Here is a 25,109-nt window from a genome sequence, read left to right as displayed (position 1 = left end):
GTTTCCGGCGCGAACGCGATGCCGTGCGTCCGCGGGTGCAGCGGCTGCCGCGGTGCGCATGGCTGCCTGCGCCGTCGCCGCGGTGCCGGTGCTCATGCCTCGCGCACCCGCAGCGTGGCGCGCAATCCGTGCGGCGCGGCGTTGTCCAGGCGCAGTTCGCCATGGTGCTGGCGGGCGACGCGCTCGACGATCGCCAGGCCCAATCCGCTGCCGCCGTGGCCGCCATGCACGAACGGCTGCTGCGCGTTTGCGGCCAGCGCCGGATCCAGCCCTGGGCCGTGATCGCGCACTTCGATCCGCCAGCCGTCGCCGTCGCGCGCCAGGCGCAACTGGAACGGTGCGGCGCCGTGGCGCTCGGCATTGCCGATCAGGTTGCCGAGCGCGCGCTGCAGCGCCATCGGCTTGGCGTACAGCGGCGCCTGCGCCGGCAGGTCGACGTCCCAGGCCGCCTGCGCCGCGCCCAGCGCATGCCGGCACAGTTCGACCAGGTCCAGCGGCGCGCTGGCCTCGTCGCGGCCGTCGCGCGCATAGGCGATGAACTGCGCCAGGATCGCGTCGATCTCGCCGATGTCGCGTTCCATCCCCTCGCGCAGTTCCGGCTCCACCTGCGGCAGCAGCGCCAGCGCGTACTGCAGGCGGGTCAGCGGCGTGCGCACGTCGTGCGAGATGCCGGCCAGCATCAGCGTGCGTTCGGCCGCGGCGGTGCGCACGTCGGCGCTGGCGTCGGTCAGGGCCCGTGCCAGGTCGTTCACTTCGCGCGGGCCGCCGCTGACCACCGGCACGGCGCCGTCGCCGCGCACCAGATGCGGTGCCGCCTGCGCCAGCTGCCGCAGCGGCAGCACCAGGCGCCGCGCGAAATAGGCCGCCGCCAGCCACACCAGCAGCGCGCAGGCGGCCAGCAACGCCACCGAGAAGCGGCGTACGCCGTGGCCGCGGCGCTCGCCGGCGAACGACACCCACAGCGGATCGGGCGTGGCGAGCTTCAGCCACACCGCGCCGTCGCCGTGGCCGCGGCGCAGCTCGCGCCCCGGGCCGAGCTGGTCCGCAGCGCGCCGTTGCAATTCGTCGGCCAGCGGCCCGCTGCGCGCGTCGACCACCGGCGGCGGCGCGTGCCGGACCTGCAGCCCGGCCTCGCGCAGCGCCGGCTCCAGCGCCGCCGACGACGGCGAGCGCTGCAGCGCCTCGGCGACGTTGGCGAAGCCGTCCATCGCCCGCAGCAGTTGCTGCGCGGCCGGGCGCAGCGCCAGTTCGCGGCCGAGCAGCAGCGCCAGCAGGCCGGCCCCGGCCAGCACCAGCGCGATCACCAGCGCCAGTTGCCCGAACAGGCTGCGCGGCCAGCCATCGCCGACGTGGCGGGTGCGGCTCATGGCGCGATCTCCGGCGGCACGTACACGTAGCCGATGCCCCACACGGTCTGGATCAGCCGCGGCGTGCGCGCGTCGTCCTCGAGCAGCTTGCGCAGCCGCGCCACGGTGACGTCGATGCTGCGCGCGAAGGCGTCGTGCTCGCGGCCGTGCGCCAGGCTCATCAGGCGGTCGCGGCTGAGCGGCTGCTGCGGATGCCGCAACAGCACCGACAGCACCGCGAACTCGGCGGTGGTCAGCTTCAGTGGTTGCCCGTCGCAGCTCAGTTCGCGCCGGCCCAGGTGCAGGCGGAAGCGGCCGAAGCCGATCTCGCCGCCGTCCGGCTGCGGCGCGCCGGCGCCGGCCGGCCGCGTGCGCCGCAGCACCGCACGGATCCGCGCCAGCAGCTCGCGCGGATTCACCGGTTTGGGCAGGTAATCGTCGGCGCCGATCTCCAGGCCGACGATGCGGTCGACCTCGTCGCCCTTGGCGGTGAGCATCACGATCGGCGTGGTGTCGCCCTGGCCGCGCAGGCGCCGGCAGATCTCCAGGCCGCTCTCGCCGGGCAGCATCAGGTCCAGCACCACCAGGTCGTAATGGCCGCGCGCAAGCGCGTGCTGCAGCTGGGCGCCGTCGGCCACCGCCTTCACCGAGAAGTCCTGGCTTTCCAGATAGCGGCGCAGCAGTTCGCGCAGGCGTTCGTCGTCGTCGACCAGGAGCAGGCGGGCAGGGGCGTCGTTCATGGACGCCACTATCGGTTGCGCCACGGTCGCCCGGCAACGCCCGCCGTGCGGACTTTGTAAGCGGATGTTTCCGCCGCCGCCCGCAGAAACATCCGCTGGTCACACCGCAACACCTTGTGCCCGCAGGCGGCCTACCGTGGCTCCACCGCAGCCACCCGCTGCCTATCCGGAGAGGACACGATGAAAACCTTGATGCACAGTTCGATCTTGCTGCTCACCCTGGCCGTGGGCGGTCTGACCGCCCTGGCGGCGACCGACGCGCAGGCGCGCGAACGCACCCGCACCCGCACCGCCAGCCATGTGGACGGTGCCCGCAGTGCCGCGGTGAATGCCAGCGCCAGCGGCGCCAGCGGCAGCCGGGCGCGGGCGCGCCAGTGGCAGGCCGACGGCCAGGGCAACGCGTCGGGCACTAGCGGTGGCACCGCCAGCGGCGTCAACGGCGGTTCGGCCACGCGCCAGGGCGCCTTCTACCGCAACGCCGACGGCAGCGCCGGCCGCCAGGGCAGCGCCAGCGTCAGCGGCGCCAACGGCGGCAGCGCCAGCAGCAGCGGCAGCGTCGCCAAGAGCGCCGACGGCAGCGTCACCGGCAGCCGCCAGACCAGCGCCACCGCCGCCAACGGCGCCAGCTACCAGGGCTCGACCACGGCGGCCGGTGGCAGCGTCAGTCACACCGGCACCTGCACCAATGCTGCCGGCGAGGTCGTGGCCTGCCGCCCGTGACCACGAGCCGCGGGCGCGGCGACCGCACGCCCGCGGCGCCCATCGTCTCCCGTTGCGGCGCAGCCTGCGCCGCAACGCCTTTGTTTCCCCTCTATTTCCGTTTCCCGAGGATCGCCATGAAGCTTGTCATTGCCTGTGGAGTGCTGTGCAGCCTGCTGTTGGCCGGCACCGCCGCCGCCCAGACCACGCCAACCGCGCCGACCGCCGCACACAAACAACAGCTGCAGCAGCGGCTGAAGGCGGCCGACGCCAACGGCGACGGTCTGATCAGCCGCAGCGAGGCCGATGCGTCGCTGCCGCGCATCGCCAAGCGCTTCGATGCGCTCGACGGCAACCGCGACGGCCAGTTGTCGCCGGACGAGCTGCGCGCGGCCATGCAGGCCATGCAACAGGCCAAGCAGCGCGAACCCTGAGCCGGCGATGCGCCTCTGGTTGCCACTGCTGGTGTTGCCGTTGCTGGCCACGGTCGCCGCGCTGGAGGCCTGGGTCTGGCGCAGGCGCGGTCGTCGCTACGACTGGAAGGCCTACTGGGCCTCGCTCGGCGATGCGCTCGGCCGCGCCGCGCTGGGCCTGCTGCTGCAGGGCGGTGCGGTCGGCGCGCTGCTGTACGCGGTCTGGCCGCTGCGGGTGGCGACGGTCGCGATGGACCGGCCCTGGCACTGGCTGGCGTTGTTCGTGGGCCAGGAGTTTTGCTACTACTGGATGCACCGCGCCGATCATCGGGTGCGCTGGTTCTGGCTCAACCACGCGGTGCATCACTCTCCCCAGCAGTACACCCTGGCCAATGCCTACCGGCTGGGCTGGACCGGCAAGCTCACCGGCGCGGCGGTGTGCTTCGCGCCGTTGGTGTGGCTGGGCTTCCCGGTGCCTTACGTGCTCGGCGCGCTGGCGGCGAACCTGTTCTACCAGTTCTGGCTGCATACCGAGCTGATCGGACGCCTGCCGCGGCCGCTCGAATGGGTGTTCAACACGCCGGCGCACCACCGCGTGCACCACGCCAGCAATCCCGAATACCTGGACTGCAACTACGGCGGGGTGCTGATCGTGTTCGACCGGCTGTTCGGCAGCTTCCGCGCCGAGCGGCCCGGGGTGCCGCCACGCTATGGGCTGACGACGCCGCTGCGCAGCCACAACCCGGTGACGATCGCCTTCCATGCCTGGCCGCCGCTGCTGCGCGACCTGCGCCGCGCCCGCGGCTGGCGGCAGCGCCTGCGGGTGCTGTTCGGCCCGCCCGGGGCAGCGGTGACCGACGCGCCGACCGACGCCCCGCGCAGTTAGCGCAGATCGGCGTGGCCGGCCGCGCCCGGCCAGCCGCCGACGGGGTCGCCGAGGCCCTTGCGGCATGGGCGCTACGGCCGTTTCCACGCCCGCTCCGGCGCCCCGCTGCAGGGATGTGCGGCCTCGCCACGGCAAATGGTTGCCCCGCTTGGGTTTTCGGTTTTGTGACTACATTTAGCGTTGACGACGCCCGGGGACCCCACTATCTTGTGGTGGTCGGTTCCAGCAGCCACCAGGCTGCGGGATCAAAAGGGAAGCCGGTGCGGCGCGCGAGCGCTCAGGCCGGCGCTGCCCCGCAGCGGTAATTGGGAACGAACCCGTCACCCGCACTGAGGCGCCCTGCCTTGGGAAGCGACGGGCTAGGAACCGGCCATCGGCCGTCGCCCATAAGCCCGAAGACCTGCCGACAGCCGCGCGATGCACACAGCGCGGCGCCGACCGTTGAATCTCCGGGGGGAGATGGTCGGTGAAGCGTTGACCGCCCGCAGGCTCGCGCCTGCGCCGTCGCGGTCTCTGCGACACCGCGTCTCCACCCTGCTGATCCGGTCGGACCGTTGCCTGCGAGGGTCAGGCAGCCGGGTGCACCACGCTTGGAGACCTTCATGAGCCAGACCCACAGCCTGCCGGCCGCAGCCCCCCTCGACACCGCCGATGTCGACCCCACGCCTGCCGCCGCCGCTGCCGCGCAGCCCGATGCGGCCGCCAGCGAGCCGAGCAACGACCAGCGCGCCGTGACCTGGATCGTCAAGGACGGCGGCAACCGCCGCATGGCCTTCGACCGCTCGCGCCTGCAGCGCACCCTGGACCGGATCCATGCCGAGTTCCCGCAGCTGGACGTGGCCGACTACGAGCGCAAGGCGTTCGCCTTCGTCGAGAAGAAGGAAAGCCTGTCGGCCGACGAGATGGTCGACTACCTGATCCGCGAGGCCGAGTCGCGCGTGGACATCGCCACGCCGGAGTGGGAGTACTTCGCCGCGCGCCTGTACCTGCACCGCCTGTACAAGCGCGCCAGCAAGAACCGTTTCTACGATGCCGGCGAGAAGTACGGCTCCTACGTCGGCCTGCAGGAAAGCCTGGCCGACCGCGGCGTGTACTCGATCGACATCCTCAAGAACTACTCCAAGGACGAGCTGGCCGAAGCCGGCCGGATGATCGATCCGGAGCGCGACAAGCTGTTCGCCTACAACGGCCTGTACCTGCTGGCCACGCGCTACCTGGCCACTGACAACTCGCGCAAGGTCTACGAACTGCCGCAGGAGCGCTGGCTGACCATCGCGCTGTACCTGATGCAGGACGAGAAGCCGCGCGAGCGGCGCATGCAGCTGGTCGGCGAGGCCTACTGGGCGCTGTCCAACCTGTACATGACCGTGGCCACGCCGACCCTGGCCAACGCCGGCAAGATCGGCGGACAGCTGTCGAGCTGCTTCATCGACACCGTCGACGACAGCCTGCAGGGCATCTACGACTCCAACACCGACGTGGCGCGCGTGTCCAAGCACGGCGGCGGCGTCGGCGCCTACCTGGGCTACGTGCGTTCGTCCGGCTCGGCGATCCGCGGGGTCAAGAACTCCAGCGGCGGCGTGGTGCCGTGGATCAAGCAGCTCAACAACACCGCCGTGTCGGTGGACCAGCTCGGCCAGCGCAAGGGCGCCATCGCCGTGTACCTGGACATCTGGCACCGCGACATCGAGGCGTTCCTGGACCTGCGCCTGAACAATGGCGACCAGCGCCTGCGCGCGCATGACGTGTTCACCGCGGTGTGCGTGCCGGACATCTTCATGGAAGCGGTGGAGCGCCGCGGCGAGTGGTACCTGTTCGACCCGCACGAGGTGAAGGAGGTCAAGGGCTGGTACCTGCAGGACTTCTTCGACGAGAAGCGCGGCGAAGGCAGCTTCCGCGCCCGCTACGAGGAAGTGGTCGCCGACGAGCGCATCGGCCGCAAGGTGGTCAAGGCCATCGACATGCTCAAGCGGATCATGGTCAGCCAGCTGGAGACCGGCAACCCGTTCATGTTCTATCGCGACGAAGTCAATCGCATGAACCCGAACAAGCACCAGGGCATGGTCTATTCCAGCAACCTGTGCACCGAGATCCTGCAGAACATGAGCCCGACACGGGTCATCCAGGAGATGATCAGCGGCGACCAGATCGTGACCACCAAGCAGGCCGGCGACTTCGTCGTGTGCAACCTGTCCTCGGTGAACCTGGGCCGCGCGGTCACCGCGCAGCCGGACCTGCTGTCGCCGGACGTGCTGGAGCGGCTGATCCGGGTGCAGGTGCGCATGCTCGACAACGTGATCGACCTCAACGACCTGCCGGTGCCGCAGGCCACGATCACCAACCAGAAGTACCGCGCGATCGGCCTGGGCACCTTCGGCTGGCACCATCTGCTGGCGCAGAAGGGCATCGAGTGGAACTCCAGGCAGGCCGAGGACTACTGCGATGAGCTGTACGAACGCATCAACTACCTGACCATCCAGGCGAGCCTGGCGCTGGCCAAGGAGAAGGGCGCGTACAAGGTGTTCAAGGGCAGCGACTGGCAGAACGGCGAGTACTTCAGCAAGCGCGGCTACGACAGCGCCGAGTGGCAGGAACTGGCCGCGCAGGTCAGCATCAACGGCGTGCGCAACGCCTGGATGATCGCGGTGGCGCCGAACATGAGCACCGCGCAGATCGCCGGCTCCACCGCCTCGATCGACCCGATCTACAGCGCGTTCTACTACGAAGAGAAGAAGGACTTCCGCCGTCCGGTGGTGGCGCCGGGCCTGACCGTGGACACCTATCCGTACTACGAGAAGGGCGCCTACCGGGTCGACCAGTTCGCCAGCGTGCGCCAGAACGCGCGCCGCCAGCGCCATGTCGACCAGTCGATCAGCTTCAACTTCTACGTGCCCAGCACCATTCGCGCCAGCACCCTGCTCGACCTGCACATGACCGCGTGGAAGGAAGGCCTGAAGACCACCTACTACGTGCGCTCCAACGACATCGACATCAGCGAATGCGAGTGGTGCTCGAGCTGATCGCCACCCCGTAGCGGCGCCTGCGCGCGCATGGCTTCCCACTGGGAACGCCATGCGCGTGGTGCGCCGCTCCCGCATCGCCGCGCCGCCTGCCGGCGCGCTTCACCCCACTACCGAATCCGACCCATGGCCATCGCGCTCGACCGCATCAAAATCCTCGAACCGATGCATCCCAACCGTTCCACCGGGATCATCAACGGCACCACCAGCGGCATCCTCAACTGGAACGACATCCCGTATCCGTCGTTCTATCGCGCGTACAAGGAGCTGTCGACCAACTTCTGGATCCCCGACGAGGTGGACATGAAGGGCGACGCCAAGCAGTACGGCGAACTGTCGGCGCGCGAGAAGAACGCCTACGACTCGATCATCGGCCTGCTGGCCACGCTGGATTCGCCGCAGACGCGCTTCATCTACAACGTCGCCGAATACATCACCGACCCGGCCGCGCACGCCAACGCGGCGATCATCGGCCAGCAGGAAGTGATCCACAACGAGAGCTATTCCTACGTGCTGGCCTCCATCGCCGGGCTGGCCGACCAGAACCGCGTGTTCGAGATCGCGCGGACGCACCCGACCATCATCGCGCGCAACCAGCCGATCATGCAGGCCTACGACGACTTCATGCGCGAGAAGACCGCAGAGACCCTGCTGCGTTCGCTGATCCAGTCCTCGATCCTGGAAGGCATCAACTTCTATTCCGGCTTCGCGTATTTCTACAACCTGGTGCGGCAGAACCGCATGACCGGCACTGGCAAGATCATCAGCTTCATCAACCGCGACGAGCTGGCGCACACCAAGTTCATCAGCGAGCTGATCCGCGCCATCATCGGCGAGAACGCCGAGCTGCAGACCAACGAGCTGACCGACTACGTGCACCAGGCGTTCGAGCACGCGATCCGACTGGAGACCGAGTGGTCCGCCGAAGTGCTGGACGGCATCGAGGGCATCGACGTGGACGAGATGATCCAGTACGTGAAGTACCGCGCCAACAAGATGTCCGGCATGCTCGGCATCGAGAAGCTGTACACCGACGCCAGCGACAACGTGATGCCGTGGATCAAGGCCTACGCGGATAACTTCACCGAGACCAAGACCGACTTCTTCGAGATGCGCAACGCCAGCTACAAGAAGACCAACTCGGACAACGGCTTCGACGATCTGTGAGGGGCCGGGATTGGGGATTCGTGATTGGGGATTGGCAACAGCAAATCCCCGTGCTCTGACGAATCCCGAATCCCCAATCCCCAATCCCCGCCTCATGAACATCCTGCTCGCCTACGCTTCGCTCAGCGGCAACACCCGCGACGTCGCCCGCCGCGTGCATGCGCAGTGCGAGGCGGCCGGGCATCAGGTGACCTGGATCCATACCGACCTGCAGACCCTGCACGGCGCGCTCGGCGACGCCGCGCGCGCGGCGGACTTCGACCTGCACCTGCTCGGCAGCTGGAGCGACAACGCCGGGCGTACCCCGGCGGAGATGAAGCGCTACATCGCCGAACTGGTCGAGGCGGCCGGCAAGGATGTGGAGGTCGCCGCGTTCGGCACCGGCGAGACGCAGTGGGGGCTGGAGTACTACTGCGGCGCGGTCAAGCGCATCGCGCGTTTCTTCGGCAGCGCCTACCCGTTGCTGGAGATCGAGCAGATGCCGCACGGCGACCGCGACAACGCCGCGATCGACGCCTGGTGCGCGCAGGTGCTGGCGCTGCGCGCCGCGCGTGCGCTGCCGGCCGGCGCCGCGCCCGTGGCGACCGCCGCCGAACCCGCGTTCGGCAGCGCGGCCGGGTTCGCCTCGACGGCGTTGCCGCTGCACGGCAGCGGTTGACGCCGCATTGGTCCATTCGTTTTGCTGGCATCGCCGGCGTCGGGACATCCCGCGCCAGGCATACTCCGACATCAGACAAGGTTCCGCACCATGTTCACCACCATCACCGTCGCCACCGCCGAACAGTTCGCCGACGCCATCGCCGCGCATCCGCGCGTGCTGGCCGATTTCAACAAGGACAACTGCCCCGGCTGCCGCATGCTCGACAAGTCGCTGGAGCGCTTCGCCGAGAGCGACAGCGCGCAGGGCGTGACCTTGCTCAAGGTGAAGATGGAGGACGTGGGCGAGGACTTCTTCCGCGCCCAGGGCCTGCGCCAGACGCCGACGCTGATGCTGTTCCGCCAGGGCGAGGAAGTGGCGCGGGTGCCGGGCTTCGTGCCGCCGGCGAAGATCGACGAAGCGGTGCGCGCGCATCTGGGCTGAGCGCTCGCGGCAAGGCTCTCCTGTAGGAGCGGCTTCAGCCGCGACAGGTTCTACCCGGAGGTCCTGTCGCGGCTGAAGCCGCTCCTACAGGAGCACGTCCGCGCGAACACCCCACACGCTACGCGCCGTACTTGACCTCAACTATGCTTGAGGTCGTCCAATGCTGGCTCCCGCACAAGGAGCCACCATGCGTATCACCCGACTGAGCCTGCCCGCCAGCGATCCTGCGGCAAGTACCGCTTTCTATCGCGACGTCCTGCAACTCCCGGTCGCGGCCACCACCCAGGTGCGCATCGGCTGGAGCCTGCTCGATCTGGTGGCCGCCAACGCCGATGTCGGCAGCGTGCATCTGGCGTTCAACATCCCCTCGACTCGCTTCGACGCCGCCTGCGGCTGGCTGTCCCAGCGCGTGCCGTTGCTGCGCGATCCGCTGGGCGAATCGCGCTTCGCGCTCGACGCGGCGTGGCAATCGCAGTCGGTGTATTTCGCCGGACCCGACGGCGCGGTGCTGGAGTTGATCGCGCGCAAGCCGCTGCCGGCGCACGCCGTCGCCGACGGCGCGTTCTCCGCGGCCGAGCTGCTGTGCATCAGCGAGATCGGATTGCCCAGCGCGCAGGTGCCCGCGGTTGCCGCCGCGGCGCAGGAGCGGATGGGACTGCCGCCGTTCATGCCGGTATCCGACGTATTCGCGCCGCTCGGCGATCACGAAGGCCTGTTGATCGTGGTCGATGCGCAGCGGCGCTGGTTCCCCGAGCAGCGCCAGCTGCCGTTCGCGCAGGGCGTGCGGGTGGTCGTCGAAGGCGTGCACTGCGGACAGGTGTTGCGCGACGCGGCGGGATGGGACGTGGTGTCGCGGTGAGCCCGTCGGCCCACGCTGCACCTGTAGGAGCGGCTTCAGCCGCGACAGGCGTTACCGAGAAGGCCTGTCGCGGCTGAAGCCGCTCCTACATGTGGGACCCAGGAAGGTGCGGTGCTACCCGCGCTTTCCCGCCGCATGCGCCTGCGCCAGTTGCCACAGATGGCGCACCACCGGCAGCGCCTGTGCGGTGGCCGGCAGCGCCGCCAGCGCCAGCCGCGCCATCGGTACGCGGCCTTCGATGTCCAGGTAGCGCACGCCGGGCAACTGCACCTGGGTGGTCGAGGCCGGCACCACCGAGACGCCCAGTTCGGCGGCGACCAGGTTCACGATCGACGACATCTGCGGCGCCTCCTGCTTGATCTGCAATTCGAAGCCGGACTGGCGGCAGGCTTCGAGGATCTCGTCGTACAGGCTGGTGCCGAAGCTGCGCGGGAACAGGATGAACGGTTCGCCGGCCAGCGCCGACAGCGGCGCGCGCCGGCGCCTGGCCAGGCGGTGCGCGGCCGGCACCGCGATCTTCATCGGCTCGTCGGGAAACTTCAGCAACTGCAGCTCGGGCGGCGTGACCACGCTGTAGCGGATGAAGGCCGCATCCAGGCGCCCCTGCACCAGCGCGGCGAGCAGGCCGGCGGTGTTGGTTTCCTCCAGCGCCAGCGCCACCGCCGGCCAGGCGCGGCGAAAGTTGCGCACCAGCGTCGGCACGATCGGGTTGAACGCGGCCGAGGCGGTGAAGCCCAGCCGCAGCACACCGCTCTCGCCGCGCGCGGCACGGCGGGCGGCGTCGCCGGCGCGTTCCAGGTCGGCGAGCACGCGCCTGGCCTCGACCCGGAACGCGCGCCCGGCCTCGGTGAGGTCCGCGCCGCGCGGGGTGCGCACGAACAGCGGCGTGCCCAGTTCCTGTTCCAGCGCGCGGATCTGCTGGCTCAGCGGCGGCTGCTGGATGCCCAGCTGCGCCGCGGCACGGGTGAAATGCCCGGCCTCGGCGACGGCCAGGAAATAGCGCAGATGGCGCAGTTCCATGTCATATCCAGAAGATATGGAGAATGCCTGGATCATATATTGGACACCGGATCGACGCAGGCAAATACTGGCCGCCCTTGTTCGTTGCCGCGCCGTCGTGACCACTTCCAGCCAATGCCCGCCGCTACAGGCCGTGGCGGACGCGCCGCTGTTGCGCATCCGCCTGGCGCTGTTCCTGGCCGGTTTCGCCACCTTCTCGCTGCTGTACAGCGTGCAGCCGTTGCTGCCGGCATTCGCGCGCGAATTCGGGGTCGACGCGGCGACCAGTTCGCTGCCGCTGTCGCTGGCCACCGGCGGCCTGGCGATCGCGATCTTCTGCGCCGGCGCGGTGTCGGAGAACCTTGGCCGGCGCGGGCTGATGTTCGTGTCGATCGCGTTGGCGGCGCTGCTCAACCTGCTCGCCGCGTGCCTGCCGCATTGGGGCGCGCTGGTCGTGGTGCGCGCGCTGTCCGGCGTCGCCCTGGGCGGCGTGCCGGCGGTGGCGATGGTGTACCTGGCCGAGGAAGTGCCGGCGTCCAAGCTCGGCGCGGCCACCGGTCTGTACGTGGCCGGCAACGCGTTCGGCGGCATGGTCGGGCGCATCGGCATGAGCGTGCTCACCGATCATTTCGACTGGCGTACCGCGCTGGCGGCAGTCTCCGCGATCGACCTGCTGGCCGCGGTCGGCTTCGTGCTGCTGCTGCCGCCCTCGCGGCATTTCGTGCGCCGCCGCGGCATCAACCTGCGTTTCCATCTGCAGGCCTGGGGCGGGCATCTGCGCGACCGCTACCTGCCGTGGCTGTTCGCGATCCCGTTCCTGGCGATGGGCGTGTTCGTCAGCGTCTACAACTACGCCGGTTTCCGCCTGGGCGGGCCGGAATTCGGGCTCAGCCAGAGCCAGCTCGGGATGATCTTCAGCGCCTACGTGTTCGGCATCGTGTCCTCGTCGGTGGCCGGCGCCGCGTCGGACCGCTTCGGCCGCGGCCCGGTGGTGCTGGCCGGCATCGCGGTGGCGGCGCTGGGCGTGGCGCTGACCATCGCGCACGTGCTGGCGGTGGTCATCGCCGGCATCGTGCTGCTGACCATCGGCTTCTTCATCGCGCACTCGGCCGCCAGCGCCTGGGTCGGCCGCCTCGGCGGGCGCAACAAGGGCCATGCCGCGTCGCTGTACCTGCTCGCCTACTACAGCGGCGCCAGCCTGATCGGGTCGCTCAGCGGCGCGGCCTGGCAGCACGGCGGCTGGAACGCGCTGGCCGCTTGCTGCCTGCTGTTGCTGGGCATCGCCCTGGTCGCCGCGCAGGTATTGCGCCGCGGCGCCGACGACAGCCGTCCGTACGGCCGCTTCGGCCCGCATCCGCCGCGCGGCGAATAGCGGATGGGGAATGGGAAGTGGGGAATAGGGAATCGGTAGAACAGAGCAAAGGCGATTGCCCGTGTTTTCCGATTCCCGATTCCCATTTCCCCACTCCCGGCATCATCGGCGCGTCATTGCACCGAGTAGGTCACCGACAGGCTCACGTTGGCATAGCCGCCGCTGCCGCCGACCGGGCGGATGAAATAGCTGCCGGACACCGGTAGCGCCATCTGCACGTTCTGCGTGGTGCCGCTGCGCACCGAACTGTAGTCGGCATCGCTGCCGTCGGCGCTGGGCGCGCGGATGGCGCGCACGTAGAGCTTGAGCTGACCGCTGCCACCCAGCGTTCGGATCTGCAGGTTGCGCGCGTTGAGCGGCAGGTCCAGCCGATACAGCGTGCCCTGGCCTGCGGCCGCGGACAGCTTGCCCAGCGTGCCCGGCCCGATGCCGACCGCGGTGGCTTCGTCGCCGCCGCCGCTGGCGCCGGCGGCGCGCGCCACCGCTTTGCCGGCGTTGAGGATGCCGGCACCGATGCGCAGGGTCGGCTTGACCGGGAACACGTTGGAGGTCTGGGTCAGGATGTCGCGCAGCTGCGAGATCGAGGGCATCGGCCGGCCTGCGCCGATCGCCGCGCTGATCGCCAGCGCGGCCACGCCGGCCACGTGCGGCGAGGCCATCGACGTGCCGGCGTAGCCGGCGTAGACCGGCTGGTCGGGGCCATGTGCGCCGTTGTTGAGGGTCGACCAGACCAGGCCGGTGCGCACCGAGCCGCTGCCGCTGGACGCATCGTTGGCATACACGCCGCCGCCGGGCGCGGACAGGGTGATGGTGTTGCCGTAGTTGGAATACGAGGCGCGGCCGCCGGTGATGCCGGTGGCGGCCACGTTGATCACCCCCGGGCAACTGGCCGGCGTGAACGCCGCCGCGTCGGCGTTGCTGTTGCCGGCGGCCACCACCACCAGGGTGCCGCGTGCGATCGCGCCAGCGATGGCCTGGGCGGTGACCGCGTCCTCCGTGCAACTGCCGTAGCCGCCCAGGCTCATGTTGATCACCTCGGCCGGGTTCGGGTTGTCCGGCACGCCGTCGACGTGGCCGCCGGAGGCCCAGACGATGGCGTCGGCGATGTCGGCGGTACTGCCGCCGCAGTGGCCCAGCGCGCGGATCGGCAGGATCCTGGCGTCCGGGGCGATGCCGGCCATGCCCAGGCCATTGTTGGTCCGCATCGCGATGGTGCCGGCGACGTGGGTACCGTGCCAGGAACTGTCGGTCTGCTCGTCCGGCTGCGCGCAGCCGCCGTTGGCGGTCAGATACTTGTCGTCGGTGGTCCAGTCGCCGGTGTCCCAGCCGCCGGGCACGCGTCCGTTGCTGGCGCGGCCGGACATCAGTGCGTCGCTGATGAAGTCGTAGCCGGCGCTGGCCAGCGAGGTATCCAGGTCCGGATGCGCGGTGATGCCGGTGTCGATCACCGCGACCACCACGCCCTGGCCGGTGCCGTACTGCCAGGCCGGCAGCAGGTCGATACCGCCGCGGTTGGCGTAGCCGGTGGTCTCCGGCGCCAGCGTCTCCAGGTGGCCGTCGGGCGTGCGCAGGTGCCACTGCACCACGTAGCCTGGATCGTTGGGCGCGGCGACCGCGCTGGCGTTGGCCTGGACGGTGCTGCGCACCGGCTTGAGGATCAGGTTCGGTTCGACGTGCGCCACCGCCGGATCGGCGCGCAGACTGGTCATCAGCGTCTCCAGCTGCGATTGGCTCAGTGCGCGGTTGGGGCGCACCAGATCGGCGCCGATGGCGAGCCGGCGCACCCTGCTCAGCGCCGGCGCACTCTGCCGATAGGTGCTGGACCAGGTCGACGTGGTGCTCGGCGCGGCCATGATCTGCCTGAGCCTGCTCGCGGCGGCGCTGGCGTCGCGGCGCTCGCTGCTGCCGTCGCGGTAGGTCACGATCAGGCCGTCGTAGACCTTGGACTGGCCGGGCGTGGCGCTCTGCAGGACGGAGAAGCGCGGCGCGGTCTGCGCGTGGGCGGTGGAGGCGAGCGCCAGGCTCAGCGACAGGGCCAGCAGGGTGCGGGGAAGCGACGGGACGGTGGTCATGTCTGTCTCTCTACGAGGAGGGTGATGAGGAGCGCCGGCCGCGCGATGCGGCAGGCCGGCGGAAAACGGTGCGTGGGGGGGGGGCGGCCGGCGCGCCCGGCGCGCCGCCGCGGCATCACCAGCTGAAGCCGGCGCCGGCGGAAACGCTCTTGTCGTTGCCGGAGAACGCGCCGCCGAGCGAGACGCTGGCGCGGTTGCCGATCGCGCGCTGGTAGCCCACCGCCAGCGCGCTCTCGCCGCCTTGCGAGCCGACACCGACACCCACGCGGTTGGCGCCGGCCAGCCCCGAGGTGTTGACCGCCATGCCGGCATAGGCGGCACTCATCGCGCCCATGCGGTCGATGCGCCGGTCCACGTCGTGGAAGCGGCGATCGGTGTCGCTGCGCAGCGTGGTCAGGTTGTCGTCCCAGCCCGACAGGCGGCTGTCGGTGTAGGCGTTGGCGCTGCTCAGCGTGGCGCTGTCGCCGGCCTGCATCTGGCTGACGTTCACCGCATCGGTGGCGGCAGTGCCGGCGGCCACGTTGGTCACCTGGCGCGCGTTGCCGGCGCTGCCCACCGAGACGGTGTTGGCGCGGGTCGCGCTGGAGTTGCGGCCCAGCGCCACCGCGTTGTCGGCCGAGACCGACGCGCCCTGGCCAAGTGCGGTGCCGGATGCGGCGGTGACTGCGGCGCTCTCGCCAACCGCCACGGCATTGGTGGCGCTGGCGCTGATGCTGGCATTCGCGCCGACCGCGGTGCTGCCGTCGGCGTTGACCCGCGCGTTGCCGCCCAGCGCGGTGTCGTTGGGACCGTAGGCCAGGGCATTGGCGCCCATCGCGGTGCCGTTGTGGCCGTTCGCAGTGGCCTCGGCGCCGACCGCCACGGCATTGGTGCCGGCGCCGACGCTGGGGCCGCCGCTGGCGCCGCTGCCCACCGCCACGGCGCCGCCGCCGCCCTGGGCCAGCGTGCCGACGCGGGTGTCCAGCGACGACAGCGCGCCGTCCAGCGCCGACAGTGCCGAGCCGACGCTGCCGTAGGTGCGGCCCTGGATCAGATAGGCGCTGCCGCTCAGGCTGCCGTCGCTGCCGACCACGCTGCCGGCGCCGAGCGCGGTGGCGATGCTGCGCAGCTGCAGCACGTTGACTGCATCGGTGTCGGCGGTACCGGCGGCGACATAGGTCAACTGGCGCAGGGCGCCGTCCGTGCCGAAGGCCACGGCGTTGTCGCGGTCGGCCACCGAGCCGGCGCCGATCGCCACGCTGTTGGCGCCGGTGGCGGCGCTGTTGTAGCCCAGCGCCACGCTGCCTGCGCTCAGCGCGGTGGCGCCGCTGCCGAGCGCGGTGGCGCCGGCGGCGTTGGCGCTGGCGATGGAGCCGAAGGCGCTGGCGTCCTCGCCGTCGGCGAAGGATTGCGCGCCCACCGCCAGCGCATTGCTGCTGGTGGCCAGCGCCGATGCGCCCAGGGCCATGCTGTAGGCCGCGTCGGCATGGCTGTCGAAGCCCAGCGCCGTGCCGTAGTCGGACAGCGCCCAGGCGCCGGCGCCGACGGTGACCGCGCCCAGGCCGTTGGATTGCGCCGGAACGCCGCTGTTGCTCGCCCCGATCGCCACGCTCTGCTGGCCGGCGGCCGAGGCGCTGTCGCCGATCGCGATGCCGCCGTCGCCGCTGGCGGTGGCGGTGTAGCCCATCGCCACCCCGAAGAAGCCGGAGGCGACGCTGTAGCCACCGTGTGCGATCGCGCCGGTGCCGCTGGCGGAGGCGGCGTAGCCGAACGCGCTGGCCTGCTCGCCGGTGGCCAGGGCCGAGCTGCCGAAGGCGCTGGCGTATAGCCCGCTGGCGGCGGCGGCCGAACCGGCCGCGGTCGCGCCGGCGGCGCTGGCGCTGGCGTTCCAGCCGACCGCGCTGGCGGTGGTGGCGGAGGCGGTGGCGGCGGTGCCGATGGCGAGCGCGCCGAACCCGGTGCTCTGCGCGCCGGCCGAGTCGCCGTAGGTGCTGCCGAAGAAGCTGCCGCCGATCGCGATCGCCGAGGTGCCGCTGGCCACCGCGCCGTCGCCCATCGCGATGGCGGCGGCGTCGGAGGCCACGGTGTGGTGGCCGATGGCGATGGCGAAGGCGCCGGATGCGTCGGCGCGTGCGCCCATCGCCACGGCACGCAGGCCGGCGGCGGCGGCGAAGTCGCTGCCGTCGTTCAGGCCTTCGGCCATGAAGTAGCCCGTGGTGTTCTGGCTGCCGGGCTGCACCGGCGCGGAGGGATCCGCGTCGTCGGCGGGCTGCGCGTCGCCGCTGCTTGCCGCTGTCGTGGTCGTGGTCGTGGCTGGCTGGGCGGCAGGCGCGACGGCCGTGGGCGCAGCGGCCGCGCCGGCGGCCAATGGCACCGCCGCCAGCAGCAACGCGACCGTCAGCAGGCTGTAAGGAGCGTGCGACAGAGTGGACGAAGGGCGTGTGCGGCGCGAGCGAACGAGCGTGTGCTTAACGGGCATGAGCGGTTCCAGGGCAGCGCTGGGACGACGGTCCCGGCAATGGGTTTAGCCCCGATTAAGGCGGTAAGCCCTGGCCGCCTTCAATGCCGGTAAATTCACGTCAACCTCACGGTAGACTCACCGACATGGGAGTCTGGGTGGGACGCATGCCACAAAATCTGCTGGTCCGGCTGTGGCGTCGGCATTGGACATGGCTGCGGCGCGTCCCCATCGCCGATCCGGTCGACCGCCGCAACGCGCCTGCGTTGCAGGTGCTGTTCCTGTTCCTCGGCTGCGAGATCCCGCTCAACAAGCTCTACCACCTGCTGACCGCTCCGCAGATCCAGATGACCGCCGGCCAGCTGGCGGTGGACGTGGGCACCGACGCGGCGATGTCCGTGGCGGCCTGGGCCGGGGTGTGGATGATCCGCCGCGGCCTGCTGCAACAGGCCGCCGCGGCGTTCATCGCGGTGGTGCTGTGTTCGGCGGTGGCGGCCAATCTGGCCTTCGGCTACCAGGTGCAGGCCTTCGATCCCTACCCGATGATGATGTTGACCTTGGCCGCGCTGGTGATCGGGCGGCGCGCGCTGTGGGTGGTGTACCTGTGCATCACGCTGATCTTCTGGGCGGGCATGGAGAGCCCGTGGGGGCGCGATCCGCGCGGCACGCGCAGCCCGTTCCAGAACCTGCCGTCGCTGGCGCTGAGCTACCTGATGATCACCCTGGTGCTGGATCGCACCGTGGCCGCGTTGCGCGAGAGCCTGTGGCGCGCGCGGCGCAGCGCCGCGCGGCTGCGGGTGGAGATGCGCGAGCGCGCGCAGGCGCAACAGCGGCTGTTGCATCTGCAGAAGATCGAGCTGGTCGGGCAACTGGCCAGCGGCGTGTCGCACGACTTCAACAACGTCCTCAGCGCGATCCTCGGCTATGCCGAGCAGCGCCACTGCGTGCACGAACTGGATTTCGATCCGCCGCGCGATGCGCTGGCGCTGGCCGACGCACTGGACGGCGTGGCGCTGGCCGCGCAGCGCGGCGTGTCGATCAGCCGCAAACTGCTGAGCTTCAGCCGGCGCGAAGTGAGCGTGCCCGAGCGCTTCGACGCCGGCGAGGCGCTACGTGGCATCCAGCCGATGCTGCGGCAACTGTTCGGGCCGACCGTGCGCTTGCATCTGGACGTGGCGCCGGAACCGTTGCCGCTGTTCCTGGACCGCAGCCGGCTCGACCTGACCTTGCTCAATTTCGCCGCCAATGCGCGCGATGCCATGCCCGGCGGCGGCAGTTTCTCGATCTGCCTGCGCCGCGAGGGCGCCTGCGCCCGCATCGAGATCGCCGATACCGGTGTGGGCATGAGCGCGGACGTGCAGCGGCAGGCGTTCGAGCCGTTCTTCACCACCAAGCCGGCCGGTCAAGGTACCGGGCTGGGACTGGCGGTCGCCTTCGAAATGGCGCAGGAGGCGCAAGGCAGCCTGGAGGTGCGCAGCGCGCCGGGCGCGGGCACCTGCTTCGTGTTGCGCCTGCCGCTGGCGGCGCTCAGCGTTCCTGCGGCATGAGCAGGTAACCCTCGCCACGCACCGCCTTCAGTGGCAGCGCGACGCCGGTGCGCTCCTGCACCTTGAGCCGCAGTCGGTGCAGCAGCGCGTCCAGGCGATGCGGGTCGACTTCCAGGCCGAGGTTGCCGCCGAGCATGCCGATCAACGCGTCGCGGGTGACCAGCCGTCCGCGCGCGCTCCACAGGCTCTGCACCACCTTGCGCTCGGAGCCGGTCAACGGCACCGCCTGGCCATCGGGCGAGAACAGGCACCAGCCGTCGTCCTGCAGCTGCCATTCCTCCGCCGCGCTGGGGGCCGAGGACAGCGGACGCGCCATGCGCCGCGCCACGCTGAACAGCGTGGCGGCCAGGATCTCGATCTGCACCGGTTTGATCAGATAGGAGTCCGCGCCCTGGGTCAGGCCGCGCACCAGATCCGGCTGCTCGCCGCGCCCGCTCAGGATGACGATGCCCAGCCCCGGGCGCTGCGCCTGCAGTTGCTGGGTCAGGGTGAAGCCGTCGCTGTCCGGCAGGCCGATATCAAGCACGATCAGATCGAAGCGCTGGTCGTCCAGCGCCGCCCACAGCGCCTGCGCGGTGCGCAGCGGCGTGACCTCGAAACCGTGCCGCTGCAAGCCGGGCACCAGGACCCGGTCGCGCAGCACGTCGTCGTCCTCCAGCAGCGCCACCCGCAGCGAGGCGGTGGCGGTGGCGGCGATCGGCTGGCCTATCGGATCGGAAAATCTGCTCACGACGCGGAATCGGGATGGGCGGCATTGCTGCCGGAGGCATCGTGCGGCAGCGCGGCTGCGCGCAGCCGATGCATCTTGCCGGTGCCCGACAGTAGCCAGTTTCTGCAGGGCTTTCAATGCGCGGCATGCTGCGGCTGCACGCGGATTCGGCGCCGTGCGCGCCGCGTGCGCGGTCTTCACGCGGCAGATGCCGCAATGCGAAGCCGGCACGCCGGCCTGCGGGCGCTTGCGTTGCCGCGCGGCGGACCCAAGATGGGATTCATCGCGTCGCTGGCGCAGCGGTCGTCCACGCCGCACCGACGCAACCGCCCAAGGACCCCGTACGATGCACCAGACATTGCCGGATCACGCCCTGCCCATGCCGGCACCGGCCGCCACGGACGCAGCGCTGCAAGCGTTCGTCGCGCGCCACCGGCGCCTGTTCGTGCTGACCGGTGCCGGTTGCAGCACCGATTCGGGCATTCCCGACTACCGTGATGCCGCCGGCGACTGGAAGCGCGCGCAGCCGGTCACCTACCAGGCGTTCATGGGCGAGCTGGCCACGCGGCAGCGCTACTGGGCGCGCAGTCTGGTCGGCTGGCCGCGCTTCGGCCATGCCCGGCCCAACGCCACGCATGCGGCGCTGGCGCAGCTGGAAGCGCGCGGTCAGGTCGAACTGCTGCTGACCCAGAACGTGGACCGCCTGCACCAGGCCGCCGGCAGCGACGCGGTGATCGACCTGCACGGACGCCTGGACGTGGTGCGCTGCATGGACTGCGAACGGCGCCTGCCGCGCGAGGACTTCCAGCACCAGCTGCTGCAGCACAACCCGCACTGGGCGACGCTGCAGGCCGGGCAGGCGCCCGACGGCGACGCCGACCTGGAAGGCGTGGACTTCGCCGCCTTCGCGGTGCCGGCCTGCACCCAGTGCGGCGGCGTGCTGAAGCCGGACGTGGTGTTCTTCGGCGAGAACGTGCCGCGCGAGCGCGTGGCCGCCGCCTTCGCGCACCTGCAGCAGGCCGACGCGATGCTGGTGCTGGGGTCGTCGCTGATGGTGTATTCCGGCTTCCGCTTCGTGCAGGCCGCGGCCAAGGCCGGACTGCCGATCGCCGCGGTCAACCTGGGTCGCACCCGCGGCGACGACCTGCTGAGCCTCAAACTGGCGCAGCCCTGCGCGCAGGCGATGCAGTTCCTGCTGCCGCGCGCGGCCGCCTAGGGCGGGTCATCAATCCCCGAGCAGCTCGCGCCACGCCCGCGCATGCGTGCTCGCGTCAGTGCTGGCACGGCAGCGTGCACGCGCAACAGTGGCCCTACGGGTTGGGCCTGTCAGGCCGCCAGCCGGCACCGCGCGGCTTGACCTGACCTGACTGCCAGTCAGGCGCTGCGCCACGCAGCACCGGCTGGCGACCTGGCAGACCCAACGCGACCTACTCGGCAATCGATGACACGCCCTGGCGGCTGCGGCGCGGCGCGTTCCGAATCCGCGCACGAACTGATCCACCGGCAGTGGTTGATCGGCAGCGCCGGCAGGAGTGCAATGGCAGCTTGCCCGCAGTGCAGCGGGCGCCCCCACGGAACGCCACCTTGAGCCATCTCTTCTCGCCCCTCGCCCTGGGGCCGCTGTCGTTGTCCAATCGCATCGTCATCGCGCCGATGTGCCAGTACTCCGCCGAGCATGGCCAGGCCAGCGACTGGCACACCATCCACCTCGGCCAGCTGGCGCAGTCCGGCGCCGGCCTGCTGATCCTGGAAGCCACCGCGGTGGAGCCGCGCGGGCGCATCAGCTACGCCGACCTGGGCCTGTGGGACGACGCCACCGAAGCGGCATTGCGCGGCGTGCTGGCCTCGGTGCGGCGCTGGTCGCCGATGCCGCTGGGAATCCAGCTCGCGCACGCCGGGCGCAAGGCATCCACCAACAAGCCGTGGGACGGCGGCGGCGCGATCGCGCCGGATCAGCCGAACGGCTGGCAGACCGTGGCGCCGTCGGCGCTGGCCTTCGCCGAACACGGCACGCCGCCGCAGGCGCTGGACCTGGCTGGCATCGACGCCATCGTCGCGGCGTTCGTCGCCTCGGCGCAGCGCGCCGAACGGCTGGGTTTCGAACTGATCGAGCTGCATGCCGCGCACGGCTATCTGCTGCACCAGTTCCTGTCGCCGCTGAGCAACCAGCGCGAAGACGCCTACGGCGGCAGCCTGGAGAACCGCATGCGCCTGCTGCTGCGCGTGCATGCGGCGGTGCGCGCGGCGGTATCGGCGTCGATCGCGGTGGGCGTGCGCATCTCCGCCACCGACTGGGTCGAGGGCGGCTGGGACGTGGCGCAGAGCGTCGCGTTGGCGCAGGCGCTGCAGGCGCAGGGCTGCGATTACCTGCACGTGTCCAGCGGCGGCCTCGACCGCCGCCAGCAGATTCCGCTGGCGGCCGGCTACCAGGTGCCGCAGGCCGAGGCGATCCATCGCGCAGTGCGCATGCCGGTGATCGCGGTCGGCCTGATCACCGAGCCGCAGCACGCCGAGGCGATCCTGGCCGAGGGCCAGGCCGACGCGATCGCGCTGGCCCGCGGCATCCTCTACGACCCGCGCTGGCCGTGGCACGCCGCTGCCGCGCTGGGCGCCAAGCTGAAGCCGTCGCCGCAATACCTGCGTTGCGAGCCGCGTTCGGCGCGCGGCCTGTTCGACGCGTGACCCGCGCGCGCTGCGCCGCGCAGGTCGCGGCATCCATCACGAGTTGTGCAAGGAGTTGGCGATGAGCATCGGATTTCTCGGCCTGGGCACGATGGGCCAGCCCATCGCGCACAACCTGCTGCGCGCCGGGCACGCGGTGACCGTGTGGAACCGCAGCACGGCCGCGGCGCAGCCGCTGCTCGAGGCCGGCGCGCAGCTGGCCGCGCAGCCGGCCGACGCGGTGCGCGGTCCTGTGCTGTTCTCGATGCTGGCCGACGATGCGGCGGTGCGCGAGACCCTGCTCGAGCGCGGCGCGCTCGACGCGCTGCCGGCCGGCAGCGTGCACGTCAACATGGCCACGATCTCGGTGGCGCTGGCGCGTGAGCTGAGCGCCTTGCATGCCGAACGCGGCGTGGCCTACCTGGCGATCCCGGTGTTGGGCCGCAGCGACGTGGCCGCCGCCGGCCAGCTCAACCTGCTCGCCGCCGGCGATGCCGACGCGCTGGCGCGGGTGCAGCCGCTGCTCGACGTGATCGGGCGCAAGACCTGGTATTTCGGCGCGGCGCCGGAGCAGGCCAATGCGGTCAAGCTGGCCGCCAACCTGTGCCTGGCCAGCGCCATCGGCACCATGGCCGAAGCCTCGGCGCTGGTGCGCGGGCATGGCGTGGACGCGGCCGATTTCCTGGGCATGCTGGTCAACACCCTGTTCGCCGCACCGGCGTACCAGAACTACGGCGGCATGATCGCCGAGCAGCGCTACAGCCCGGCCGGCTTCAAGACCACGCTGGGGCTGAAGGACGTGCGCCTGGCCTTGAACGCCGGCGAGACCCGGCACGTGCCGATGCCGCTGGCGGCGGTGCTGCGCGACGAGTTCATCGATGCGATCGCGCACGGCGACGGCGAGCTGGACTGGTCGGCGCTGGCCAAGGTCGCCGCACGCCGCGCCGGTCAGGCCTGAGCGTTCGCGGCCGCGGCGCGGCGGCAGCCATCTTCAGGTCGCCTTGTCGCGGTTTGGTGCAGACTGCGTCGCCGCGCTTGAGCTGGCCGCGTGCTTGCCGCTAAGGTGCGGCGGCCTGCAAGCGCATCATAGGAGGATGCCATGAGCCCGAATTCGTCCGACCCCGGCGCCATGACGCCCATCCAGCCGCCGCGCGCCGTCGCACGCGAGGCCACGCTCGGCCCCGAGCACCCGGAGCATCCCGACCACCTGCTGTACGCACAGATCCGCGAGGGCGTGCATGCGCTGGATGCCGCCTGCGGCCGCGCGCCCGACGCGATCAGCGAGCGCATGGTGGCGCGGCTGCTGCCGCTGGCCAAGGAGTACGGCTTCGACCAGGTCGATCACGTGGTGCTGAGCCGCGAACTGGGCGAAGTGGAGCAGGGCGAGAACGTGTTCCTGGTGCGCGGCGACCTGGACGACCCGGCGCATCTGCGTGCGCACATCACCACCCACGAGGCGGTCGGCATGTCGGTGGAAGACTCGCTGGCGCGGCTGGAGAAGGTCAACCGGCGCCTGGCGCTGCGCCTGCGCCCGGAGTGAGCGCGGCCTGGCGCGCAGGCGAGGCTGTGTGCCGCCAGCATGCGGATGCCGCACCTTGCAGGAGCGGCTTCAGCCGCGACGAGTGAAGCGGTGCGCTTTCCTGTGCATTGGAGCGTCGGGACTGAAGTCCCTCCCACAATGCACTCGGTTGGTCCGCCGCAAGTCCCTGTAGGAGCGGCTTCAGCCGCGACGAGCGAAGTGGTGCGCTTTCCTTCGCGGTAAAGCGTCGGGACTGAAGTCCCTCCCACAGTGCACCTGGCTGGCCTGCCGCAAGTCCCCTGTAGGAGCGGCTTCAGCCGCGACAGGACCTATCGGTAAAGCCCGTCGCGGCTGAAGCCGCTCCTACATTCGGCAAGACGCCCGGCAATGTCGCTGCGGCATCCGCAGCCCGCCATCCCGAATCCCGAGTCCCGAATCCCGAGTCCCGAATCCCGAATCCCGAGTCCCGAGTCCCGAGTCCCGAGTCCTGAGTCCTGAGTCCTGAGTCCTGAGTCCCGCATTCTCCCCTATCATTGCGCGGATGCGCCCCGACTACATCCTGACCCTGTCCTGCCCGGACCGTACCGGCATCGTCTACCGCGTCAGTGGCCTGCTGTTCGAGCACGGCTGCAATATCCTCGACGCACAGCAGTTCGGCGACGAGGAGAGCGGTCGCTTCTTCCTGCGCGTGCATTTCGACGTGCCCGCCGACGGCATCGTCGCTGCGGTGAAAGTGCAGCTGGCGCCGCTCGCCGCCGACTACGCGATGGACTGGCAACTGCACGATGCGCGGCGCCGCGCGCGCCTGCTGGTGCTGGTCAGCAAGCAGGGCCACTGCCTCAACGATCTGCTGTTTCGCGCGCATAGTCGGCAGCTGCGCGTGGACATCGCCGCGGTGGCGTCCAATCACAATGATTTCGCCGCGCTGGCGCGCTCCTACGACGTGCCGTTCCACCACCTGCCGGTCGGCGCCGACAACCGCGCCGAACAGGAAGCGCAGCTGCTGGCGCTGGTGGAGCGCGAGCGCATCGACCTGGTGGTGCTGGCGCGCTACATGCAGATCCTGTCGCCGACGCTGTGCGCCGCGCTGGCCGGGCGCGCGATCAACATCCACCACAGCTTCCTGCCCAGCTTCAAGGGCGCGCAGCCGTACCACCAGGCGCACGCGCGCGGGGTCAAGATCATCGGCGCCACCGCGCACTACGTCACCGGCGATCTCGACGAAGGCCCGATCATCGAACAGGACGTGGCCCGCGTGGACCACGCGATGACCCCGCGCGACCTGGTGCGCCTGGGCAGCGATACCGAGTCGCTGGTGCTGGCCCGCGCGGTACGCCGCCATGTCGAGCATCGCATTCTGCTCAACGGGCATCGGACGGTGGTGTTTCGGTGAGGCCGGGATTGGAGAATCGGGAATCGGGAATGGCAAAATCAAGAGCGCGCGCGACGCTGGCTCTGCATGTTTCCAATCGCGATTCGCAATTCGAACTGAAATTGGAAACGCAGAAAACGCAATAGCGAAGGGACAAGCCAGCAGCCGAGCACCGCTTCCGCTCTACCTATTCCCCATTCCCGATTCCCC

The 25,109-nt window shown here is 70.5% G+C and carries 21 protein-coding genes and 1 riboswitch; of the genes, 15 read left to right on the top strand and 6 right to left on the bottom strand.

Annotated elements, in window-relative coordinates:
* Positions 1 to 92: 92 nt before the first annotated feature.
* Together AB8810_RS22575 and ompR are read right to left on the bottom strand one after the other, a co-directional pair.
* On the bottom strand, positions 93 to 1,367 hold the full coding sequence (locus AB8810_RS22575) for an ATP-binding protein (RefSeq protein WP_191827025.1): 1,275 nt from the start codon (positions 1,365 to 1,367) through the stop codon (positions 93 to 95).
* Positions 1,364 to 2,086 carry a two-component system response regulator OmpR gene (ompR, locus tag AB8810_RS22570; RefSeq protein WP_191827024.1) on the bottom strand — a complete coding sequence of 241 codons (723 nt, stop codon included), beginning with the start codon at positions 2,084 to 2,086 and terminating at the stop codon, positions 1,364 to 1,366. The genes AB8810_RS22575 and ompR overlap by 4 nt, the downstream gene beginning before the upstream one ends.
* Before the next feature lie 192 nt (positions 2,087 to 2,278).
* Here ompR and AB8810_RS22565 point away from each other — a divergent pair, with 192 nt between their 5' ends.
* The 8 genes from AB8810_RS22565 to AB8810_RS22530 all read left to right on the top strand — a co-directional run bounded on the left by AB8810_RS22565 (position 2,279) and on the right by AB8810_RS22530 (position 10,211).
* Positions 2,279 to 2,806 (top strand): hypothetical protein, encoded by a 528-nt coding sequence (locus tag AB8810_RS22565; RefSeq protein ID WP_372530402.1) that lies wholly within the window; start codon positions 2,279 to 2,281, stop codon positions 2,804 to 2,806.
* 116 nt (positions 2,807 to 2,922) lie between these two features.
* A complete protein-coding gene (locus tag AB8810_RS22560; protein WP_369914962.1) occupies positions 2,923 to 3,219 on the top strand; it encodes a hypothetical protein in 297 nt (98 codons plus the stop codon).
* Positions 3,220 to 3,226: 7 nt separating this feature from the next.
* Positions 3,227 to 4,084, top strand: a complete 858-nt coding sequence (locus AB8810_RS22555; RefSeq protein WP_369914961.1) for a sterol desaturase family protein — start codon at positions 3,227 to 3,229, stop codon at positions 4,082 to 4,084.
* A gap of 200 nt (positions 4,085 to 4,284) precedes the next feature.
* Positions 4,285 to 4,507, top strand: a riboswitch (cobalamin riboswitch).
* Between the two features lie 179 nt (positions 4,508 to 4,686).
* The gene (locus AB8810_RS22550; protein ID WP_179569732.1) at positions 4,687 to 7,104 is read left to right on the top strand and encodes a ribonucleoside-diphosphate reductase subunit alpha; all 2,418 of its coding nucleotides are present in this window, start codon (positions 4,687 to 4,689) and stop codon (positions 7,102 to 7,104) included.
* A gap of 126 nt (positions 7,105 to 7,230) precedes the next feature.
* Entirely contained in the window at positions 7,231 to 8,271 is a 1,041-nt protein-coding gene (locus tag AB8810_RS22545; protein WP_179569730.1) for a ribonucleotide-diphosphate reductase subunit beta, read from the top strand.
* Positions 8,272 to 8,365: 94 nt separating this feature from the next.
* Complete coding sequence (locus tag AB8810_RS22540) at positions 8,366 to 8,929, top strand: flavodoxin (protein ID WP_179569728.1); 564 nt, start codon at positions 8,366 to 8,368, stop codon at positions 8,927 to 8,929.
* Between the two features lie 90 nt (positions 8,930 to 9,019).
* Positions 9,020 to 9,352: a thioredoxin family protein gene (locus AB8810_RS22535; protein ID WP_003469256.1), complete on the top strand. Its 333-nt coding sequence runs from the start codon at positions 9,020 to 9,022 to the stop codon at positions 9,350 to 9,352.
* A 187-nt stretch (positions 9,353 to 9,539) separates the two neighbouring features.
* On the top strand, positions 9,540 to 10,211 hold the full coding sequence (locus AB8810_RS22530) for a VOC family protein (protein ID WP_369914960.1): 672 nt from the start codon (positions 9,540 to 9,542) through the stop codon (positions 10,209 to 10,211).
* 114 nt (positions 10,212 to 10,325) lie between these two features.
* Here AB8810_RS22530 and AB8810_RS22525 read toward each other — a convergent pair whose 3' ends face one another.
* Positions 10,326 to 11,231, bottom strand: a complete 906-nt coding sequence (locus AB8810_RS22525) for a LysR family transcriptional regulator (protein ID WP_369914959.1) — start codon at positions 11,229 to 11,231, stop codon at positions 10,326 to 10,328.
* 97 nt (positions 11,232 to 11,328) lie between these two features.
* On the opposite strand from AB8810_RS22525, the gene AB8810_RS22520 reads away from it, so the two are divergent.
* The gene (locus AB8810_RS22520) at positions 11,329 to 12,582 is read left to right on the top strand and encodes an MFS transporter (RefSeq protein ID WP_191827018.1); all 1,254 of its coding nucleotides are present in this window, start codon (positions 11,329 to 11,331) and stop codon (positions 12,580 to 12,582) included.
* 113 nt (positions 12,583 to 12,695) lie between these two features.
* On the opposite strand, the gene AB8810_RS22515 is transcribed toward AB8810_RS22520, so the two are convergent.
* Both AB8810_RS22515 and AB8810_RS22510 read right to left on the bottom strand, forming a co-directional pair.
* A complete protein-coding gene (locus AB8810_RS22515) occupies positions 12,696 to 14,654 on the bottom strand; it encodes a S8 family peptidase (protein WP_369914958.1) in 1,959 nt (652 codons plus the stop codon).
* Positions 14,655 to 14,769: 115 nt separating this feature from the next.
* Positions 14,770 to 17,112, bottom strand: a complete 2,343-nt coding sequence (locus AB8810_RS22510; RefSeq protein ID WP_369914957.1) for a YadA family autotransporter adhesin — start codon at positions 17,110 to 17,112, stop codon at positions 14,770 to 14,772.
* Between the two features lie 146 nt (positions 17,113 to 17,258).
* Between AB8810_RS22510 and AB8810_RS22505 the strand changes: the two genes are divergently transcribed.
* A complete protein-coding gene (locus AB8810_RS22505; RefSeq protein WP_179569716.1) occupies positions 17,259 to 18,638 on the top strand; it encodes a sensor histidine kinase in 1,380 nt (459 codons plus the stop codon).
* Here the strand turns inward: AB8810_RS22505 and AB8810_RS22500 are convergent.
* Positions 18,619 to 19,368 carry a response regulator transcription factor gene (locus AB8810_RS22500; RefSeq protein ID WP_179569714.1) on the bottom strand — a complete coding sequence of 250 codons (750 nt, stop codon included), beginning with the start codon at positions 19,366 to 19,368 and terminating at the stop codon, positions 18,619 to 18,621. The genes AB8810_RS22505 and AB8810_RS22500 overlap by 20 nt on opposite strands.
* Positions 19,369 to 19,693: 325 nt before the next feature.
* On the opposite strand from AB8810_RS22500, the gene AB8810_RS22495 reads away from it, so the two are divergent.
* The 5 genes from AB8810_RS22495 to purU all read left to right on the top strand — a co-directional run bounded on the left by AB8810_RS22495 (position 19,694) and on the right by purU (position 24,920).
* Positions 19,694 to 20,563, top strand: a complete 870-nt coding sequence (locus tag AB8810_RS22495) for an NAD-dependent protein deacetylase (protein WP_369914955.1) — start codon at positions 19,694 to 19,696, stop codon at positions 20,561 to 20,563.
* Between the two features lie 368 nt (positions 20,564 to 20,931).
* Positions 20,932 to 22,029: an NADH:flavin oxidoreductase/NADH oxidase gene (locus tag AB8810_RS22490; RefSeq protein WP_369914954.1), complete on the top strand. Its 1,098-nt coding sequence runs from the start codon at positions 20,932 to 20,934 to the stop codon at positions 22,027 to 22,029.
* A gap of 61 nt (positions 22,030 to 22,090) precedes the next feature.
* On the top strand, positions 22,091 to 22,966 hold the full coding sequence (locus tag AB8810_RS22485) for an NAD(P)-dependent oxidoreductase (protein ID WP_369914953.1): 876 nt from the start codon (positions 22,091 to 22,093) through the stop codon (positions 22,964 to 22,966).
* Positions 22,967 to 23,137: 171 nt separating this feature from the next.
* A complete protein-coding gene (locus AB8810_RS22480) occupies positions 23,138 to 23,548 on the top strand; it encodes an XVIPCD domain-containing protein (protein WP_179570534.1) in 411 nt (136 codons plus the stop codon).
* Positions 23,549 to 24,068: 520 nt separating this feature from the next.
* The gene (gene purU, locus AB8810_RS22475) at positions 24,069 to 24,920 is read left to right on the top strand and encodes a formyltetrahydrofolate deformylase (RefSeq protein WP_369914952.1); all 852 of its coding nucleotides are present in this window, start codon (positions 24,069 to 24,071) and stop codon (positions 24,918 to 24,920) included.
* Positions 24,921 to 25,109: the final 189 nt, after the last annotated feature.

Origin of the sequence: Xanthomonas sp. NCPPB 3005, from assembly GCF_041228095.2 — a bacterium.
Lineage (GTDB): Bacteria > Pseudomonadota > Gammaproteobacteria > Xanthomonadales > Xanthomonadaceae > Xanthomonas_A > Xanthomonas_A bonasiae.
Note: the sequence above shows the minus strand (reverse complement) of the source record. Positions and strands in the feature narration are given on the sequence as shown.

Coding starts and splice junctions, on each gene's coding strand:
- AB8810_RS22575 (WP_191827025.1), bottom strand. CDS start 1,367: ATGAGCCGCACCCGCCACGTCGGCGATGGCTGGCCGCGCAGCCTGTTC.
- ompR (WP_191827024.1), bottom strand. CDS start 2,086: ATGAACGACGCCCCTGCCCGCCTGCTCCTGGTCGACGACGACGAACGC.
- AB8810_RS22565 (WP_372530402.1), top strand. CDS start 2,279: ATGCACAGTTCGATCTTGCTGCTCACCCTGGCCGTGGGCGGTCTGACC.
- AB8810_RS22560 (WP_369914962.1), top strand. CDS start 2,923: ATGAAGCTTGTCATTGCCTGTGGAGTGCTGTGCAGCCTGCTGTTGGCC.
- AB8810_RS22555 (WP_369914961.1), top strand. CDS start 3,227: ATGCGCCTCTGGTTGCCACTGCTGGTGTTGCCGTTGCTGGCCACGGTC.
- AB8810_RS22550 (WP_179569732.1), top strand. CDS start 4,687: ATGAGCCAGACCCACAGCCTGCCGGCCGCAGCCCCCCTCGACACCGCC.
- AB8810_RS22545 (WP_179569730.1), top strand. CDS start 7,231: ATGGCCATCGCGCTCGACCGCATCAAAATCCTCGAACCGATGCATCCC.
- AB8810_RS22540 (WP_179569728.1), top strand. CDS start 8,366: ATGAACATCCTGCTCGCCTACGCTTCGCTCAGCGGCAACACCCGCGAC.
- AB8810_RS22535 (WP_003469256.1), top strand. CDS start 9,020: ATGTTCACCACCATCACCGTCGCCACCGCCGAACAGTTCGCCGACGCC.
- AB8810_RS22530 (WP_369914960.1), top strand. CDS start 9,540: ATGCGTATCACCCGACTGAGCCTGCCCGCCAGCGATCCTGCGGCAAGT.
- AB8810_RS22525 (WP_369914959.1), bottom strand. CDS start 11,231: ATGGAACTGCGCCATCTGCGCTATTTCCTGGCCGTCGCCGAGGCCGGG.
- AB8810_RS22515 (WP_369914958.1), bottom strand. CDS start 14,654: ATGACCACCGTCCCGTCGCTTCCCCGCACCCTGCTGGCCCTGTCGCTG.
- AB8810_RS22510 (WP_369914957.1), bottom strand. CDS start 17,112: ATGCCCGTTAAGCACACGCTCGTTCGCTCGCGCCGCACACGCCCTTCG.
- AB8810_RS22505 (WP_179569716.1), top strand. CDS start 17,259: ATGCCACAAAATCTGCTGGTCCGGCTGTGGCGTCGGCATTGGACATGG.
- AB8810_RS22495 (WP_369914955.1), top strand. CDS start 19,694: ATGCACCAGACATTGCCGGATCACGCCCTGCCCATGCCGGCACCGGCC.
- AB8810_RS22485 (WP_369914953.1), top strand. CDS start 22,091: ATGAGCATCGGATTTCTCGGCCTGGGCACGATGGGCCAGCCCATCGCG.
- AB8810_RS22480 (WP_179570534.1), top strand. CDS start 23,138: ATGACGCCCATCCAGCCGCCGCGCGCCGTCGCACGCGAGGCCACGCTC.
- purU (WP_369914952.1), top strand. CDS start 24,069: ATGCGCCCCGACTACATCCTGACCCTGTCCTGCCCGGACCGTACCGGC.